At 70.4% G+C, this 16555-nt stretch carries 7 protein-coding genes, 1 tRNA gene and 4 pseudogenes; 2 read left to right on the top strand and 10 right to left on the bottom strand.

Features of this window, described 5'->3' with window-relative positions; all coding sequences use genetic code 11:
- The 5 genes and pseudogenes from H5J33_RS06430 to H5J33_RS06450 form a co-directional block, all read right to left on the bottom strand.
- A pseudogene (locus tag H5J33_RS06430) lies at nucleotides 1-204 on the bottom strand (hypothetical protein); the annotation flags it as partial.
- 118 nt (nucleotides 205-322) lie between these two features.
- The gene (locus tag H5J33_RS06435; RefSeq protein ID WP_309485337.1) at nucleotides 323-1351 is read right to left on the bottom strand and encodes a glycosyl hydrolase; all 1029 of its coding nucleotides are present in this window, start codon (nucleotides 1349-1351) and stop codon (nucleotides 323-325) included.
- A 26-nt stretch (nucleotides 1352-1377) separates the two neighbouring features.
- Entirely contained in the window at nucleotides 1378-2283 is a 906-nt protein-coding gene (locus H5J33_RS06440) for a carbohydrate ABC transporter permease (protein WP_181793838.1), read from the bottom strand.
- The gene (locus tag H5J33_RS06445; RefSeq protein ID WP_181793840.1) at nucleotides 2280-3167 is read right to left on the bottom strand and encodes a carbohydrate ABC transporter permease; all 888 of its coding nucleotides are present in this window, start codon (nucleotides 3165-3167) and stop codon (nucleotides 2280-2282) included. Before H5J33_RS06445 ends, H5J33_RS06440 begins: the two co-directional genes overlap by 4 nt.
- A 6-nt stretch (nucleotides 3168-3173) precedes the next feature.
- Nucleotides 3174-4460 (bottom strand): extracellular solute-binding protein, encoded by a 1287-nt coding sequence (locus tag H5J33_RS06450; RefSeq protein WP_181793842.1) that lies wholly within the window; start codon nucleotides 4458-4460, stop codon nucleotides 3174-3176.
- Nucleotides 4461-4677: 217 nt separating this feature from the next.
- On the opposite strand from H5J33_RS06450, the pseudogene H5J33_RS06455 reads away from it, so the two are divergent.
- A pseudogene (locus H5J33_RS06455) lies at nucleotides 4678-5223 on the top strand (LacI family DNA-binding transcriptional regulator); the annotation flags it as partial.
- Here H5J33_RS06455 and H5J33_RS06460 read toward each other — a convergent pair.
- From H5J33_RS06460 to H5J33_RS06470, 3 genes and pseudogenes are all read right to left on the bottom strand, one after another.
- Nucleotides 5199-5849: pseudogene (locus H5J33_RS06460) on the bottom strand (cell division protein FtsK); the annotation flags it as partial. The pseudogenes H5J33_RS06455 and H5J33_RS06460 overlap by 25 nt on opposite strands.
- Before the next feature lie 123 nt (nucleotides 5850-5972).
- A pseudogene (locus tag H5J33_RS06465) lies at nucleotides 5973-6654 on the bottom strand (two-component system response regulator).
- A 283-nt stretch (nucleotides 6655-6937) separates the two neighbouring features.
- Nucleotides 6938-12391 carry a HAMP domain-containing protein gene (locus H5J33_RS06470; protein WP_181793844.1) on the bottom strand — a complete coding sequence of 1818 codons (5454 nt, stop codon included), beginning with the start codon at nucleotides 12389-12391 and terminating at the stop codon, nucleotides 6938-6940.
- A gap of 410 nt (nucleotides 12392-12801) precedes the next feature.
- Between H5J33_RS06470 and H5J33_RS06475 the strand changes: the two genes are divergently transcribed.
- Complete coding sequence (locus tag H5J33_RS06475) at nucleotides 12802-15561, top strand: SpoIIE family protein phosphatase (RefSeq protein WP_181793846.1); 2760 nt, start codon at nucleotides 12802-12804, stop codon at nucleotides 15559-15561.
- A 48-nt stretch (nucleotides 15562-15609) separates the two neighbouring features.
- Here H5J33_RS06475 and H5J33_RS06480 read toward each other — a convergent pair.
- Both H5J33_RS06480 and H5J33_RS06485 read right to left on the bottom strand, forming a co-directional pair.
- A tRNA-Thr gene (locus H5J33_RS06480) sits at nucleotides 15610-15682 on the bottom strand.
- An 84-nt stretch (nucleotides 15683-15766) separates the two neighbouring features.
- Nucleotides 15767-16429 (bottom strand): DegT/DnrJ/EryC1/StrS family aminotransferase, encoded by a 663-nt coding sequence (locus H5J33_RS06485; RefSeq protein WP_181793848.1) that lies wholly within the window; start codon nucleotides 16427-16429, stop codon nucleotides 15767-15769.
- Nucleotides 16430-16555 lie beyond the last annotated feature (126 nt).

The raw sequence follows: 16555 nt of genomic DNA on the forward strand, positions 1-16555 counted from the left end.
CGCGTAGTTGGCGTCCATGTGGAGCGGGTGGTGGTTCATGGTGAGCAGGCAGAACAGGGCGCGCCGGTCGGCCGGCAGGGCGGCGAGCAGGGTCTCGGTCTCGGCGGCGTCGGCGGCCACGCGCACGTCGAAGCCGAGGGACCGCAGATCGTTCTCCAGTGACGATCCGGGGACCGGCTGACCGGTGACGATGGCGGTCGACAACCGAACTCACTCCCTGGGTGCCGGCGCGCGGCGCCGGTCTGCTGCATGGTGGGGCGCCCCGGCCTGCGGCACCGGGCGGCATGTCGGCAGAGGCTATCGGATGGGCCGGAGCCCGCGTTCACCGGCCGTTCACGGCCCGGTCCACCGGGGCTGACCCGGCCTTTGCCGCGATCATCATCAGGGATCCGGGGCCCCACCCACAAACCCACGGAGCAGACCCGGGCAACCGGGACACGGGGGCGATCAGGACACGGCCACGGGACCACCAGGTGACGCCCCACAGGTCGGGGCAGTCCAGGACGTTGCCGATCGTGGCCTCGGCGAAGGCGGCGGCGTGTTCGGCGGGCACCAGCGGCGCGGGGGCGCCGACCTCCTGGAGCCAGACCGGCCGGTGCGGGTCGTCCGCCCAGGCCTTGGCGAGTTCCACCAGGTAGGCGGCGTGGTGCTGGACGGGCACGGAGGTACGGCCGTGGCGCTGGGCGGTTCCGTTGAACACCCAGGAGTGCACGGCGGTGACGGCGCCGAGCCGGGCGGAGTGGGCGGGGGTGAAGGGCTGGTCGTCCTGGTACCAGGCGGCGTCGTAGGAGGCGTGCAGATGGAGGCGGCCGGGGGCGCCCTCGGCGCAGGCGTCCAGCATCCGGGTGAGCCAGCGTCCGGCCTCCTCGGCGGTCACCGGGTCGGGGTCGGGGTGCGGGCCGGCGGCGAACTGGTTGACCTCGTTGCCGACGGTCATGCCGAGGAAGTGCGGCCGGTCGGCGAGGGCGACGGCGAGGGTGCGCAGATAGGCGGCCTGCCCGGCGGTGACGTCCGGGTCGGTGAAGAGGTTGCGGCGGTGCCAGGTACGGGTCCAGGCGGGCAGGAAGTCGAAGCTGGACAGGTGGCCCTGCAGTCCGTCCACGGCGGTGTCGAGGCCGCGTTCGGCGGCGGCGTCGGCGAGGGCCACGAGCTGCTCGACGGCGCGGGGGCGGATCAGGGTGCGGTTGGGCTGGAAGTACGGCCACAGCGGGAAGACGCGGATGTGGTCCAGCCCGAGCGCGGCGATCGCGTCGAGGTCGGCGCGCACGGAGTCGAGGTCGAAGTCGAGCCAGTGGTGGAACCACCCTTGGCTGGGTGTGTAGTTGACGCCGAAGCGTACGGCGGGAGGCATGCGGTGTCCTTGCGCTCGGGGGAGGTTCAGCCCTTGACGGCGCCCTCGCCGACGCCCCGGAAGAAGTACCGCTGGAGGCAGGCGAACAGGGCGATGAGCGGCGCCACGGCGATGACCGTGCCGGCGGCGACCAGGCGTTCGTCGTTGGCGAAGGTGCCGTGCAGATAGTTGAGGCCGATGGTCAGGGTGAACTTGGAGGGATCGCTGAGCACGATCAGCGGCCACAGGAAGTCGTCCCAGGCGCCCATGAAGGCGAAGATCGCCACGACCGCGAGGGTTCCCTTGACCGAGGGCAGGGCGATCCGCAGGAACCGCTGCCAGACGTTGGCGCCGTCGGCGTAGGCGGCCTCCTCGATCTCGTAGGGCAGGGCGCGGAAGGCGCCGCGCATCAGCAGGACGTTCATCGCACCGACGGCGCCGGGCAGCACGACGCCGATGAGCGTGTTGTTCAGGCCGAGTTCGCGCATGGTGGTGAACTGGGCGATGACGATGCCCTCGACGGGTACGAGCATCGCCAGCACGAAGACGAGCGTGGTCGCGCGCCGGCCGCGGTAGCGCAGCCGGGCCAGGGCGTATCCGGCGAGGGCCGAACCGGCGCAGTTGGTGACGACGTTGGCGGCGGCGACCTTCAGGGAGTTCAGGGCGTAGTCCCAGACCGGGATGGTGTCGGCGACCCGGGCGTAGTTGTGCAGGGTGGGGTGGGCGGGCAGGAGGCGGGGCGGGGATCCGTAGATGTCCTCGGTGGGGCCCTTGAGGGAGGTGGCCAGCTGCCAGAGGAACGGGCCGGTGGTCAGGGCGAGGACGGCGAGGAGCAGCAGGTACCGCCAGAGCAGTTCGCCGGGCCGGACACGGCGGCCGTCGCCGTCGGTGAGGCGGGGCTCCCGGGCCGTGGCGGCGCGCCGCCCGGGGCGGACCTTCTCCGGGGCGCTCACGCTTCCTCCCTCCGGTCGGCGCGCAGGACGAGCAGCATGAGGGCGACGGTGACGGCGAACACGACGACGGAGAGGGCGGAGGCGTAGCCGACCCGGCCGGTCAGGCCGGTGCCGGTGCGCTGGACGAGCATGACCAGGGTGGTGTCCTCGCCGGCCGGGCCGCCGCTCGGGCCCGCCATCAGGTACACCTCGGAGAACACCCTGAAGGCGGCGACCGAGGAGAGGGCGGCGACCAGCACCATGGTGGACCGTACGGCGGGCACGGTGACGGACAGGAAGCGGCGCACCGGTCCGGCCCCGTCGACGGCGGCGGCCTCGTGCAGTTCGCGCGGCACGTTCGCCAGCGCGGCCAGGTAGATGACCATGTAGTAGCCGAGGCCCTTCCACACGGTGACCGCCATGGCGCTGAGCAGGAGCAGCCACTGGTCGCTGAGGAATCCGACCCGGCCGATGCCCACCGTCTCCAGCACCGAGTTGACCAGGCCGCGTTCGTCCAGCAGCCACACCCAGATCAGGCCCACCACGACGATCGAGGCGACGACGGGGGTGTAGAAGGCGGAGCGGAAGAAGGTGATCCCGGGGATGTTCCGGCGCACCAGCAGGGCGAGCAGCAGCGGCAGGACGACGAGTGCGGGGACGACGACCAGGACGTACAGGGCGCTGTTGCGCAGGCCGGTCCAGAACATGTCGTCGTGGAGCAGTTCGCGGAAGTTGGCGAGTCCGACGAAGCGGCCGGGGAGCAGGGTGCGGCGGTCGGTGAAGGAGTTCACCAGGGTGGAGACGAAGGGGTAGAGCACGAAGGCGCCGGTGACCAGCAGTCCGGGTGCGGCGAACAGCCAGGGGCTGGTGGGGAGTTGCCGTCGGACGCGAAGGGGCGTGGCCATGGCGGGTCAGCCTTGCCGGAGCAGTCGGTCGGCGGCCTTGACAGCGTTGTCGAGGGCTTCCTTGGGACTCTCCTTGCCTTGCAGCGCCTTGGCGACCTCGTTGCGCAGCGCGGTCTTCATCTGCTCGCTGAACAGCACGGGGGTGTAATTGACCGCGTTCTTCAGCGACTTGGCGGCGGCCACGCGTACCCGGGTCTCGTCGGTGCCGTCCTGCCTGGTGAAGTACGGGTCGTCGAGCGAGCCGGCGGTGCTCGGGAAGATGGCGACCCGCTTGGCGAAGGCCATCTGGTTCCCGGCGTCGGTGACGAAGTGGGCGAAGGCGACGGCGGCCGGGGTGTGGCGGGTCCGGGAGTTGACCATCACGCCCATCACGTACATGTTGACGTGCCCGGTGCTGGTGATCTGGTCGGTGATGCCTATGTTCCGGTACAGGCCCGGGGCGTTCTTCCTGAAGTTGCCGAGGTCCAGGGCGCTGCCGGGGTTCATGGCGACGGCGCCGGTGAGGAACTTCTTGCCGGCGGACTCCCCGGTGGCGGTCAGCGCCTGCGGATCGAGGGCCTTGGCGTCGTACAACCGCTGGTACTTGGTGAGGAGTTCGACGCCCTTGGGGTCGTTGAAGGTGAATGCGGTGCCCTGTTCGTTCATCAGCGGGACGCCGTAGCGGCCGAAGTCCTCGATGGTGGGCACGTTGGCGAGGGTGGCGACCTTTCCGCCGCTCTTCTCGGCCATTTCGAGGGCGTCGGCGAAGAGTTCGCCGTAGGTCCTCGGGGGCTTCTCGGGGTCGAGTCCGGCCTTTCGGAAGAGGGCTTTGTTGTAGAAGAGCGGGCCCGTGTTGAGGTACCAGGGGAAGGCGTAGGTGCCGGTCGTGCCGGGGATTCGGTGTCCGGCCCAGGCGCCGGGCAGGTATTCCTTCCGGTAGCGGGCGGCGGCCCTGTCGAGGTCCAGCGCCAGGCCCGCCCGGGCGAGCGGGGCGACGAGGTCCGGGGAGACGTTGACGACGTCGGGCAGGGTGCCGCCGGCCGCGTCCGCGCTGATCTTGTCGGCGTACCCCTCGGCGGGCTGGTCGATCCACTTGACGTGGGTGTCCGGGTACTTCTCCTCGAAGGCGGCGATCAGGTCCTCGAAATAATCCTTGAAGTCGGCGCGCAGGTTCCAGGTCTGGAAGGTGATGTCGCCCTCCACCTTGCCGGAGGCGTCGCTCGTGCCGCCGTCACCGCCGCCCGGGCCGCAGGCGCTCAGCGGCAGGACGAGGGCGACGGCGACGGCGGTGAGGGCTCTGCGGGAGATGGACACGGACACGGCTCCCTTGCTGTGTCGGGGCTGTGAGTGGCGCGAATGACCTTGCACAGGGCGTTCCGGGAAAGTCAATGGATTCGTCGCCGCCGAAGCATTCCGTCCGGGACGGGTGCGGTTAGGCTCTACTGGCCGGGATCTTGCGGGAGTTGACTAATGCGCTTTAGGGTCTTGACACTCAAGCGCTTTAGCAGTTCCCTGCCGAAGGGGAGGAAACGTGCCGACCAGACGGTCCCCCGCCCGCCGGCCCACGATGAAGGACATCGCCCGGCGTGCCGGGGTGTCCGAGAGCGCCGTGTCCTTCGCGCTCAACGACCGCCCCGGCGTCTCGGAGGCCACCCGGGCCCGGGTGCGCCGGGTGGCCGAGCAGCTGGGCTGGCGGCCGAGTACGGCGGCCCGCGCGCTGTCCGGGGAGGGCGCGGCCACGGTCGGGTTCGTGCTGGCCCGCCCCGCGGCCACGCTGGGCGTCGACTCCTTCTTCCTCCAGCTCGTCTCCGGGATCCAAGGGGTGCTGGCCGAGCGCCACTTGGGGCTGCTGTTCCAGGTGGTGGAGGACGTGTCCGGCGAGTGCGCGGTGTACCGGCGCTGGTGGGCCGAGCACCGGGTGGACGGTGTGCTGGTGGTCGATCCGCGCACCGACGATCCGCGTCCCGGCCTGCTGGACGAACTCTCCCTGCCCGCCGTGGTGATCGGCGGGGCCCCGGACGAGCGGCATCCGGGGCTGTCCACGGTCTGGGCGTACGTCAGCGGGGTGGCCGCCGCCCAGCCGATGAGGCCGCCGGCGTCCCTTATGCCCTGCATGCCGGCGCTGCGCGCGGGCGAGCCGCAGGCGACGTGGACCTGGCCGAGCACGCCGACGACGAGCGCGGACAGGCCGATGACGATCCGTCCGTTGGCCTCCGGCTTCTCCGGGTGCCGGATGAACCGTACGGCGATCACCGCGAGCAGTATCGGCACCAGCAGGTCGAGCCGGCCGAAGGCGCCGGTGACCAGGATCTCCACCAGGTCGCCGACGGGCCCGCGCAGATCCGCCCAGGTGCCCGCGGCGACGATCAGCGCGATGCCGAGCAGCAGCAGCGCGACGCCGTCCTTGCGGTGGGCCGGGTCGAGGTTCTTCGCGCCCTGCCCTATGCCGCGGAAGACGGCGCCGACGGCGTGCGCGAGACCCAGCCAGAGGGCGCGCACCACCCGGTAGAGGCCCCCGGTGGGGCTGGGCACCGGCTTCGGCGGCGCGGACTTCTTCGCCACGGCCTTCCTGGCGGGCGCCTTCCCTGCGGGCGCCTTCCTGGCCGGGGCCTTCTTCGCGGCGGCCTTCTTCGCCGGAGCCTTCGCGGGAGCGGCCGCCTTCTTGGCGGGCTGCTTCTTGGCTGCGGAGGGACGTGAGGCCATGAGTGTGAGGTTACCGGGGGAGACGACGGCGGACACGTGTGCCCGCAGCTTCACCCGTTCGTGTCGTGCCTGGCGGGGAGCGAAATTGACGCTCCCTCATTCCCATCCGCGGAACGCGCTCGGTCAGTTCTGCGACGGCACCGAGGCACCGCTGCCGCCCGTGCCCGGCTCCAGCGCGTCCAGGGCACGGCGCAACCCGGTGAGTTTGCGCTCCAGATGGGCCGCCGTCGCCACCGCCGCCGCGTCCGCGGAGTCGTCGTCCAGCTGCTTGGACAGCGCCTCCGCCTGCTCCTCGACGGCCGCGAGCCGCGCGGACAGCTCGGCGAGCAGCCCGGCCGACTCCTTGACCGGCCACCCCGCCCCTGCCGCCGCCCTCCAACTGCAGCCGCAGCAGCGCCGCCTGCTCCCGCAGCTGGCAGTTCTTCATGTACAGCTCGACGAACACCGAGACCTTCGCGCGCAGCACCCACGGGTCGAACGGCTTGGAGATGTAGTCCACCGCGCCGGCCGCGTAACCCCGGAAGGTGTGGTGCGGGCCGTGGTTGATGGCGGTGAGGAAGATGATCGGGATGTCCCGCGTCCGCTCCCGCCGCTTGATGTGTGCGGCCGTCTCGAAACCGTCCATGCCCGGCATCTGGACATCCAGCAGGATGACCGCGAAATCGTCCGTGAGCAGTGCCTTGAGCGCTTCCTCCCCGGACGATGCCCGCACCAGTGTCTGATCGAGCGCCGAGAGGATCGCCTCCAGCGCCAGCAGATTCTCCGGCCGGTCATCGACCAGGAGGATCTTGGCCTTCTGCACCATGGCCCGCCCTCCTCGCCCCGGCGGTACACCGGGCGCCGCCCCAGGGGACGACTCCCTTTCGCCGCCCGTCCTTGTGCCGGTCATCGTAGCCGCACCCCGCCTGTCGCCACACCCTGTCACCGCGATGTCACTGTGCACGTACCGGAAACGCGGCGGGTTCCCGGATGGTTCCCGGAATCCGGGATTCCCGTGTGTTCCCGGCCCCCATCATGCAGCAACTCCCGGCGCGCGCCGCGCGTGGCCCCGGCCTTCCCGGCGCGCCCCGCCGGGAAGGCCGCCCGGCTCACTCCGGCCTCATCCACTGGCTCATCACCGACAGCAGGTGATCGGGGTCGACGGGCTTGGTGACGTAGTCGGAGGCACCCGACTGGATCGCCTTCTCCCGGTCGCCCTTCATCGCCTTCGCGGTGAGCGCGATGATCGGCAGACCCGCGAACTGGGGCATCCGGCGGATCGCCGTGGTCGTCGCGTACCCGTCCATCTCGGGCATCATGATGTCCATCAGCACCACCGCCACATCGTCGTGCTGCTCCAGCACCTCGATGCCCTCCCGGCCGTTCTCGGCGTACAGCACCGACAGCCCGTGCTGCTCCAGGACGCTGGTGAGCGCGAAGACGTTGCGGATGTCGTCGTCGACGATCAGCACCTTCTCGCCGCCGAACCGCACCGTGGGCGGCGCGGGCTGCTCCTGCTCGGGAACCGCCGCCCACTGCTCGGCCCGCTGCGCCGCTTCGGACAAGGAGCGCCGCCGGCGCCGGAAGAGCGCGGCGGGACCGTTCTGCGTCTCCTGGTACGACTTCACCTCGGCCGGCGTCTCGATCTCCACCGCGGACAGCTCCGAGGAGAGATGCGCCTCGGAGGCCACCAGGTCGCCGGCCTCCAGGGCGGGCGCGGACTGCTGGTAGCCCTGCGGCGGCAGTTCGCTCATGTGCAGCGGCAGATACAGCGTGAACGTCGAGCCGCGCCCGGGCTCGCTCTGCGCGTGGATCTCACCGCCGAGCAACTGCGCGATCTCCCGCGAGATCGACAGCCCCAGGCCGGTGCCGCCGTACTTGCGGCTGGTGGTGCCGTCCGCCTGCTTGAACGCCTCGAAGATCACCCGCATCTTGCTGGCCGCGATGCCGATGCCGGTGTCCGTCACCGAGAACGCGATCAGCTCGCCGTCCGGATCGGCCAGCGAACCGGCCTCCAGCAACTGCTCCCTGATGGAGTCCGGCACATCCGCGCCGGCGGGCCGGATCACCAGCTCCACCGAACCGGAGTCGGTGAACTTCACCGCGTTGGACAGCAGGTTGCGCAGCACCTGCAACAACCGCTGCTCGTCGGTGTGCAGGGTCGCAGGCAGCTCCGGCGAGACCCGCACGGACAGGTCGAGGCCCTTCTCCGCGGTCAGCGGCCGGAAGGTGGCCTCCACGTAGTCCACGAGCTGGACGAGCGCGATCCGGGTCGGCGAGACGTCCATCTTGCCCGCCTCGACCTTCGACAGGTCCAGGATGTCGTTGATCAGCTGGAGCAGATCCGAGCCCGCGCCGTGGATGGTCTCGGCGAACTCCACCTGCTTGGGCGACAGATTGCCCTCGGCGTTGTCGGCGAGCAGCTTCGCCAGGATCAGCAGCGAGTTGAGCGGGGTGCGCAGCTCGTGCGACATGTTGGCGAGGAACTCGCTCTTGTAGCGCATCGACACCGCGAGCTGCTCGGCGCGCTCCTCCAGGACCTGCCGGGCCTCCTCGATCTCGGTGTTCTTCACCTCGATGTCCCGGTTCTGCCGGGCCAGCAGCTCGGCCTTCTCCTCCAGTTCGGCGTTGGAGGCCTGCAGTGCCTTCTGCCGGTTCTCCAGCTCGGCCGACCGTTCCCGCAGCTGCTCGGTCAGCTCCTGCGACTGCTTGAGCAGCTTCTCGGTCTTGGTGTTGACCGAGATGGTGTTGACGCTGGTCGCGATCATCTCGGCGATCTGGCTGAGGAAGTCCCTCTGGATCTGCGTGAACGGCGTGAACGACGCCAGCTCGATCACGCCGAGCACCTTGCCCTCGAACAGCACCGGCAACACGATCACCTGCGCGGGCGGGGCCTCGCCGAGCCCGGAGGAGATCTTCAGATAGCCGCTGGGCGCCTTGTCCACCAGGATCGTGCGCTTCTCCTGGGCGGCCGTGCCAATCAGCGCCTCACCGGGCCGGAACGACGTCGGCATGGAGCCCATCGAGTAGCCGTACGAGCCCAGCATCCGCAGCTCGTAGTCGTCCTCGCCGTTGCCGACGCCCTTGCCCTCCATCAGCGGCATCGCCAGGAAGAACGCGCCGTGCTGCGCGGACACCACCGGCGTCAGCTCGCTCATGATCAGCGAGGCCACGTCCTCCAGGTCCCGGCGGCCCTGCATGAGGGAGGAGATACGGGCCAGGTTGCCCTTGAGCCAGTCCTGCTCCTTGTTGGCGATCGTGGTGTCCCGCAGGTTGGCGATCATCTTGTTGATGTAGTCCTGCAACTCCTGGATCTCGCCGGCCGCGTCCACGTCGATCTTCAGGTTCAGGTCGCCCCGGGTCACCGCGGTCGCCACGCGCGCGATGGCCCGCACCTGCCGGGTCAGGTTCTCGGCCATCTCGTTCACGGACTCGGTCAGGTCGCGCCAGGTGCCGTCCACGTCACGCACGCGTGCCTGACCGCCCAGCTGCCCCTCCGTGCCCACCTCGCGGGCCACCCGCGTGACCTCCTCGGCGAAACTGGACAGCTGGTCGACCATCGTGTTGATCGTCGTCTTCAGCTCGAGGATCTCGCCGCGGGCGTCAATGTCGATCTTCTTCGTCAAGTCACCCTTGGCGATGGCCGTGGTGACCATGGCGATGTTGCGCACCTGTCCGGTCAGGTTGGACGCCATCTGGTTCACCGACTCGGTGAGGTCCTTCCAGGTGCCGGCCACGCCCGGGACGTGCGCCTGACCGCCCAGGATGCCGTCCGTGCCCACCTCACGGGCCACCTTGGTGACCTGGTCGGCGAACGAACTCAGCGTCTTGACCATCGTGTTGATGGTGTCGGCGAGCTGCGCCACCTCGCCGCGCGCCTCGATCGTCACCTGCCGCGTCAGATCGCCGTTGGCGACGGCCGCAGCCACCTGCGAGATGTTGCGCACCTGCATGGTCAGGTTGTTGGCCATCAGGTTGACGTTGTCGCTGAGGTCCTTCCAGATGCCCGTGACCCCCGGCACGTGCGCCTGACCGCCCAGGATGCCCTCGGTGCCCACCTCACGGGCCACCCGGGTCACCTGCTCGGCGAAACTCGAGAGTTGATCAACCATGGTGTTGACCGTCGTGACGAGCTCGAGGATCTCGCCCTTCGCGTCAACAGTGATCTTCTTCGACAGGTCACCCTTCGCGACAGCCGTCGTGACCTCGGCGATGTTGCGCACCTGGATCGTCAGGTTGTTCGCCATGAAGTTCACGGACTGCGTGAGGTCCTTCCAGGTGCCGGAGACCCCCTGCACCTCGGCCTGCCCGCCGAGGATGCCCTCCGTACCCACCTCACGGGCCACCCGCGTGACCTGGTCGGCGAACGACGACAGCTGGTCCACCATCGTGTTCAGCGTGTTCTTCAGCTCCAGGATCTCCCCGCGCGCGTCCACGGTGATCTTCTGCGAGAGGTCACCGCGCGCCACGGCGGTGGCGACCTGCGCGATGTTGCGCACCTGGGCCGTCAGGTTGCCCGCCATGCCGTTCACGGAGTCGGTCAGGTCCCGCCACACACCGGCGACACCCGGCACCTGCGCCTGACCGCCGAGCCGCCCCTCGGTCCCCACGTCCCGCGCGACCCGGGTCACCTGGTCGGCGAAGGCGGACAGCTGGTCCACCATCGTGTTGATCGTGTTCTTCAGCTCGAGGATCTCGCCGCGCGCGTCCACGTCGATCTTCTGCGACAGGTCACCGCGCGCCACCGCCGTCGTCACCTGGGCGATCTGCCGCACCTGCGACGTCAGGTTGCCGGCCATGAAGTTGACGGAATCCGTCAACTCCTTCCACGTACCCGACACGCCGTCCACCCGGGCCTGACCGCCCAGCCGGCCCTCCGTACCCACGTCCCGGGCCATCCGCGTGACCTGGTCGGCGAAGCTCGACAGCTGGTCCACCATGGTGTTCACGGTGTTCTTCAGCTGGAGCATCTCGCCCGAGACGTCCACGGTGACCTTCTGCGACAGATCACCGTTCGCCACCGCCGTCGTCACCTGGGCGATGTTGCGCACCTGACCGGTCAGGTTCCGGAACGCGGTGTTGACCGAGTCCGTCAAGTCCTTCCACGTGCCCGCCGCGCCCGGCACCTGCGCCTGGCCGCCCAGCTCGCCCTCGACACCGACCTCCCGCGCGACCCGCGTCACCTCGGCACCGAACGCCGACAGCTGGTCCACCATGCCGTTGACGGTGTTCTTCAGCTCCAGCATCTCGCCGGCCACGTCCACGGTGACCTTCTGCGACAGATCACCGTTGGCCACCGCGGTCGTCACCGTCGCGATGTCCCGCACCTGCGTCGTCAGGTTCCGGAACACCGTGTTGACGGAGTCGGTCAGGTCCTTCCACGTACCGGCCGCGCCCGGCACGTTCGCCTGGCCGCCGAGCCGCCCCTCCGCGCCGACCTCGTTCGCCACCCGGGTGACCTCGTCCGCGAAGATCCGCAGCGTCTCGGTCATCTGGTTGATCGTCTCGGCGAGCCGCGCCACCTCGCCCCGCGCCGGCACCGTCACCTTCTGCGACAGGTCACCGCTGGCGACGGCCGTCGTCACCTGCGAGATCCCCCGCACCTGCGCGGTCAGGTTGCCCGCCATCGTGTTGACGGAGTCGGTCAGCTCCTTCCACACGCCGGCCACCCCGGGCACCTGCGCCCGGCCGCCCAGGATGCCCTCGGTGCCCACCTCCCGGGCCACCCGGGTGACCTCCGAGGAGAAGGCCGAAAGCTGATCCACCATCGTGTTGACGGTGTTCTTCAGCTCCAGCATCTCGCCGGCGACGTGCACGGTCACCTTGCGGGACAGATCGCCCTTGGCCACCGCCGTCGTCACCAGGGCGATGTCCCGCACCTGGGCGGTCAGCCGGTCCGCCATCGTGTTGACGGACTCGGTCAGGTCCTTCCACGAACCCGACATCCCGCGCACCCGGGCCTGCCCGCCGAGCTTGCCCTCGGTGCCCACCTCGCTGGCCACGCGCGTGACCTCGTCCGTGAACGTCGACAGCTGGTCCACCAGGTTGTTGACGGTCCGGCCGACCTTCAGGAACTCCCCGCGCAGCGGATGCCCCGTACCTCCGTCCGGCGCCTGCGTCCGCAGCTCCATGCGCGGCGACAGATCACCCTCGGCGACCGCGGTGAGCACCCGGCTGACCTCCGAGACGGGCCAGACCAGATCGTCCACCAGCGCGTTGGAGTGCTCGATGGCGGTCGCCCAGGAACCCTCGCAGGCACCCGTCTCCAGCCGTTCCGTGAGTTTTCCCTCACGCCCCACCATGCGCCGTACCCGCGACAGCTCACCGGTCAGGTGCAGATTCCGGTCGGCCACCTCGTTGAAGACGGCCGCGATCTCCGACATCACGCCGTCTCCGGAGACCGTCAGCCGCTTGCGGAAGTTCCCGTCCCGCATCGCCACGAGGGCCGCCAGCAGCCGGTTCAGGGCGGCCGTGTCCACCGTCGTGGTGCCGCCGCTCCTGCCCAGGGACGGTCCGCCTTTCGCGCGCGTCTTCGTGCCTCGCGTCGCCGCGCCAGACTCCACTGTGTCCCTCCCGGAGGGGTAGACCGTTACTGCTGTGCTCGGCCGCTTCGGCCCGGCGTGCCGGTCACCGGCATACCGGTCGCGTCCGCGTACCGGTTGCTTCTGCGTATGTCCGCCGGACGGGATCCGGCCACACCAGGGGCTGCTGCCCGCCGTGCGCCCGGCACACGCGGCCCGTACCGACCTTCATCAGAAGCTTGCCCAGTGTTTCACCCCGGCCGAACCCGGCCATAACAGTTCGGCAGCTTCGCACATCGTCCGCACACCCTGGGGGCGTAAACACCGAAGACCGGCATCCGCTCGGACCGCGAAGGTAAGTAACCTTGCATGCGGCTGTCCAGCCGCACCGGTCCGACCGGTCTGGGCGGTGGCACGAGTACGAGCGGGCATCGGAGGGGCGGCCGGACACCATGACCACCGGACTGATCCCCGGGGGACAGCCCCCGGAGCCACAGCCGACGGGCGAGCCGATGCCGCAGCAGCGGCGCGAGCCGCCCGGCGGGACAGCCCTGCATGCCGACAACCGGCCGAGGAGTTCTGTGATCACCGCGCGTGCGGCCGCCAGTTTCGAACCCGTCGGGCGCTCCGTCGCGACCGCCCGGGCCTTCGTCCGCGACACCCTCCAGGGCTGGGGATTCGCCGACATCGTGGACGACGCGGTCGTCCTGACCAGCGAGCTGGTCACCAACGCCGTCGTCCACGCGGGCACGCACGCGGACGTGCTGTGCCTGCGCACCGAGGACGGCGTGCGCATCGAGGTGTCCGACCGCTACCCGGAGCGCGAGGTCCCCCTCCAGAGCTCCGCCGTCTCCATGGGCAGCCCGGACCGCGAGGGCGGCCGGGGCCTCCAGCTCTGCGCGGCCCTGGCCACCCGCTGGGGCGTCGACTACACCCCCACCCACAAGAACGTCTGGTTCCAGCTCAACCTCCCCGAACGCCCCGTGGGCACCCGCACCGCCGGTCCCGCCCTGCCCGCCGACCTGCTGCCGCTGGCCGACGGCCGGGTCCGCGTCGCCGTCCTCCAGATCGACCGCAAGGGCGGCATCAGCGCCTGGAACGAGGACGCCGAGGAGCTGTTCGGCTACTCCGCCTGCGACGTCATCGGCAAACCCCTCACCGACCTCGCGGCCTGGCCGCACACCCCGGGCACCGGCACCGGCATCGCCGAGGCCCTCGAGCTCTCCCGCTGGGAGGGCACCTACGGCATCCGCCGCGCCGACGGCCGGGTGGCCCAGGTGTACGCCTCCCATCTGCGGGTCCGTGACACCGGCGGCGAACCCTCGACCGTGTGCCTGCTGGTGCGCGACCACGAACGCGCCGTCCTGCAGTCGCCGCCCCGGGTCCCGGCCGGCGACCAGACGCCGTCCTCCGACGGGCAGAGCACCGACCCGTTCGAGGTGTTCATCGGCTCCCCCGCCCCGGACGACCTCGACGGGCTGCTCCAGCGCACCGTGGAACGCGCCCGCGACATGCTCGACGGCGACTCCGCGTTCCTGCTGCTGGCCACCGACGACGAGACCGAGCTGGAGGTCCGCGCCTCCACCGGACTGCCCTCCGCCCGCCAGCGCTTCGCGCGCGTGCCGGTCGAGGCGGGCCCCGGCCGCTACGGCTCCGCCCGCATGCCCGCCGTCCACGACGACCTGGCCGCCGTCCCCGGCGCCGTACCGCTGCTCGCCGGCACCGGGATGCGCTCGGTCGTCACCGTCCCGCTGAAGGTGGAGGGCCGCCTCACCGGCTCCCTGGGCGTCGCCGCCGAGGCACCCGGCCGGTACACCAACGAGGAGGCGCTGCGCCTGCAGTTCGCCGCCGACCGGATCGCCCTGGCCGTCGAGTCGGCCCGCCTCGGTGAGCTGGAACGGCTGCGCCGCGGTTCGCTGAGCTTCCTGGTGGAGGCCTCCGACCTGCTGGCCGGCACGCTGGACCGGGACCAGACGCTGGCCCTGATGGCCCAGATGACGGTCCCGACCCTGGCCACCTGGTGCGCGGTCTACACGATCGCCGACCAGGCCTCCGAACCGTATCTGTCCTACGTCCTGCACGAGGACGAGGAACTCATCGACGGCATCAAGTCGTTGCTGTCGAAGGTCCCGCCGCCGGACCCGGTGCCGACCCCCGGCGCCCGCGTCTGGACGGCCCCTGGCGAGGTCGCCCACCAGGCGGCCCTGCGCAGCTCCATGCGGAGCCTGGGCCTGGCGGGCGGCCCCACGCACCGCATCGCCTCCGGTATCGGCCCGACGCTCGCGACGGCGTCCGCGGTCGGCGGGGAGACGGTGGTCCTGCCGCTCGTCGCCCGCAACCGCGTCATCGGCATGCTGACCCTCGGCAAGCCCACCGACGAGCACTTCCGCCAGGAGATCCTGGAACTCGCCGAGGACCTGAGCCGCCGGGCCGCCCTGGCCCTGGACAACGCCCGTCTGTACTCGGAGCGCACGGCCATCAGCCAGTCCCTCCAGCGCAGCCTGCTCCCGCCGGGCCTGCCGCACATCGACGGCGTCGAGGTCGAGGTCATCTACCGCGCGGCGGGCGAGGGCAACGAGGTCGGCGGCGACTTCTACGACGTCTTCCCCATCGGCAACGGCGCGTACGGCTTCGCCATCGGCGACGTCTGCGGTACGGGTCCCAACGCGGCGGCGGTCACCGGCCTGGCCCGGCACGCCCTGCGCCTGCTGGCCCGCGAGGGCCTGTCGGGCCCGGCGGTGCTGCAGCGCCTGAACTCCGCGATCCTCGACGAGGGGGACCGCAGCCGCTTCCTGACGCTCCTCTACGGCGAGTTGCGCACGCAGGCGGACGGCAGCGCGGAGCTGAAGGTGGTCTGCGCCGGCCACCCGCTGCCGCTGCGCCTGCGTCAGGACGGCACGGTGACGGCCGCGGCCGAACCGCAGCCGCTGCTGGGCGTCATCGAGGATCTGGAGCTGTACGAGGAGACGGTCACCCTCGACCCGGGGGACGTGCTGCTCTGCGTCACGGACGGGGTCACCGAACGCCGTGAGGGCTCGCGCATGCTGGGCGACGACGGCCTCGCCGATGTCCTCACCACCTGCACCGGTCTGACGGCGGGTGCGGTCGCGGCACGCATCATGCGCGCGGTCGAGCGGTTCGCCTCGGACGCCCCGTCCGACGACATGGCGATTCTGGCGATGCGCGTCCCGGGCATTCAGCAGGAGGTGTGAGGAAGCACGAAAAAGGCCCCACCCGGAAGGGTGGGGCCTTTTTTGCCGAGCCCCCAAACGGAATCGAACCGTTGACCTTCTCCTTACCATGGAGACGCTCTGCCGACTGAGCTATAGGGGCCTGTCGTTTTCGAGGTTTCCCTCGCGGCGACAAAAGAACTGTACCCCGAACAGGCCGTGGTTCCCAAATTCGTTCGGGACTGGTTCAGAAGGCGGGCTGAAGCAACCCGCCGAGGGCGTTGCAGGCGGCGGCCGTCCGCTGCATGTCCCGCTTGGTGAGCGCGGCGTCCACGGGCAGCGCGAGCGTCTCGTCGGCGGCCCGTTCGGTCTCCGGCAGCGACACGCACCGCCGAAAGGCCGGCAGCCGGTGCACGGGCGTCTTCACCGGCACCCGGCACTCCACTCCCCTGACCCGCAGGGCCCGTGCGAAGGCGTCCCGGTCCGGCCGGCCGTTCCCCGGAACCCGCACGACGTACTGCTGATAGGTGTGCCCGTCCCCGCCGTCCGGCGTGCGTACGCCCTTGAGCCGGGCGTCGAGATAGGCGGCCCGTTGCCGGCGCCGGGCTATCTCGTCGTACGGCGCCTCGGACTCGCCCTGCTCCAGCACCAGCAGCCCGTGCCGCCGCCCGAGCCGGCGCAACCGCCCGAGGTCGGCCCGCCGTCCGAAACGGTGCACCACAACCACCGCCGCGGTACGAGGAGTTACGGACGCCGCGACCGCGTCCGGGCCGAGGCAGTAGGTCACCGGGTCTATGTCGGCGAACACCGGGAGCGCGCCCGTCAGGGTCACGGCCTCGGCGACTTCGACGTTCCCGAAGGCCGGCACGACGACCTCGTCACCGACTCCGACTCCGGCGGCCCTGAGCAACGCTGCGGTTCCCATGTCGGGGATGCTGTGCTCGGAACGTGAACGACACGTTACGCGAAACGAAAAAAGGTCGGATCCTGAACCGAAGTTCAGGATCCGACCTTTATCAAAATTCGTTCGGCGGCG

This window comes from Streptomyces sp. WELS2 (assembly GCF_013870595.1).
Taxonomy (GTDB): domain Bacteria; phylum Actinomycetota; class Actinomycetes; order Streptomycetales; family Streptomycetaceae; genus Streptomyces.

Bases quoted from the DNA above. Each gene is read 5' to 3' on its own strand.
- H5J33_RS06435 (WP_309485337.1), bottom strand. From the start codon at position 1,351: ATGCCTCCCGCCGTACGCTTCGGCGTCAACTACACACCCAGCCAAGGG.
- H5J33_RS06445 (WP_181793840.1), bottom strand. From the start codon at position 3,167: ATGGCCACGCCCCTTCGCGTCCGACGGCAACTCCCCACCAGCCCCTGG.
- H5J33_RS06475 (WP_181793846.1), top strand. From the start codon at position 12,802: ATGACCACCGGACTGATCCCCGGGGGACAGCCCCCGGAGCCACAGCCG.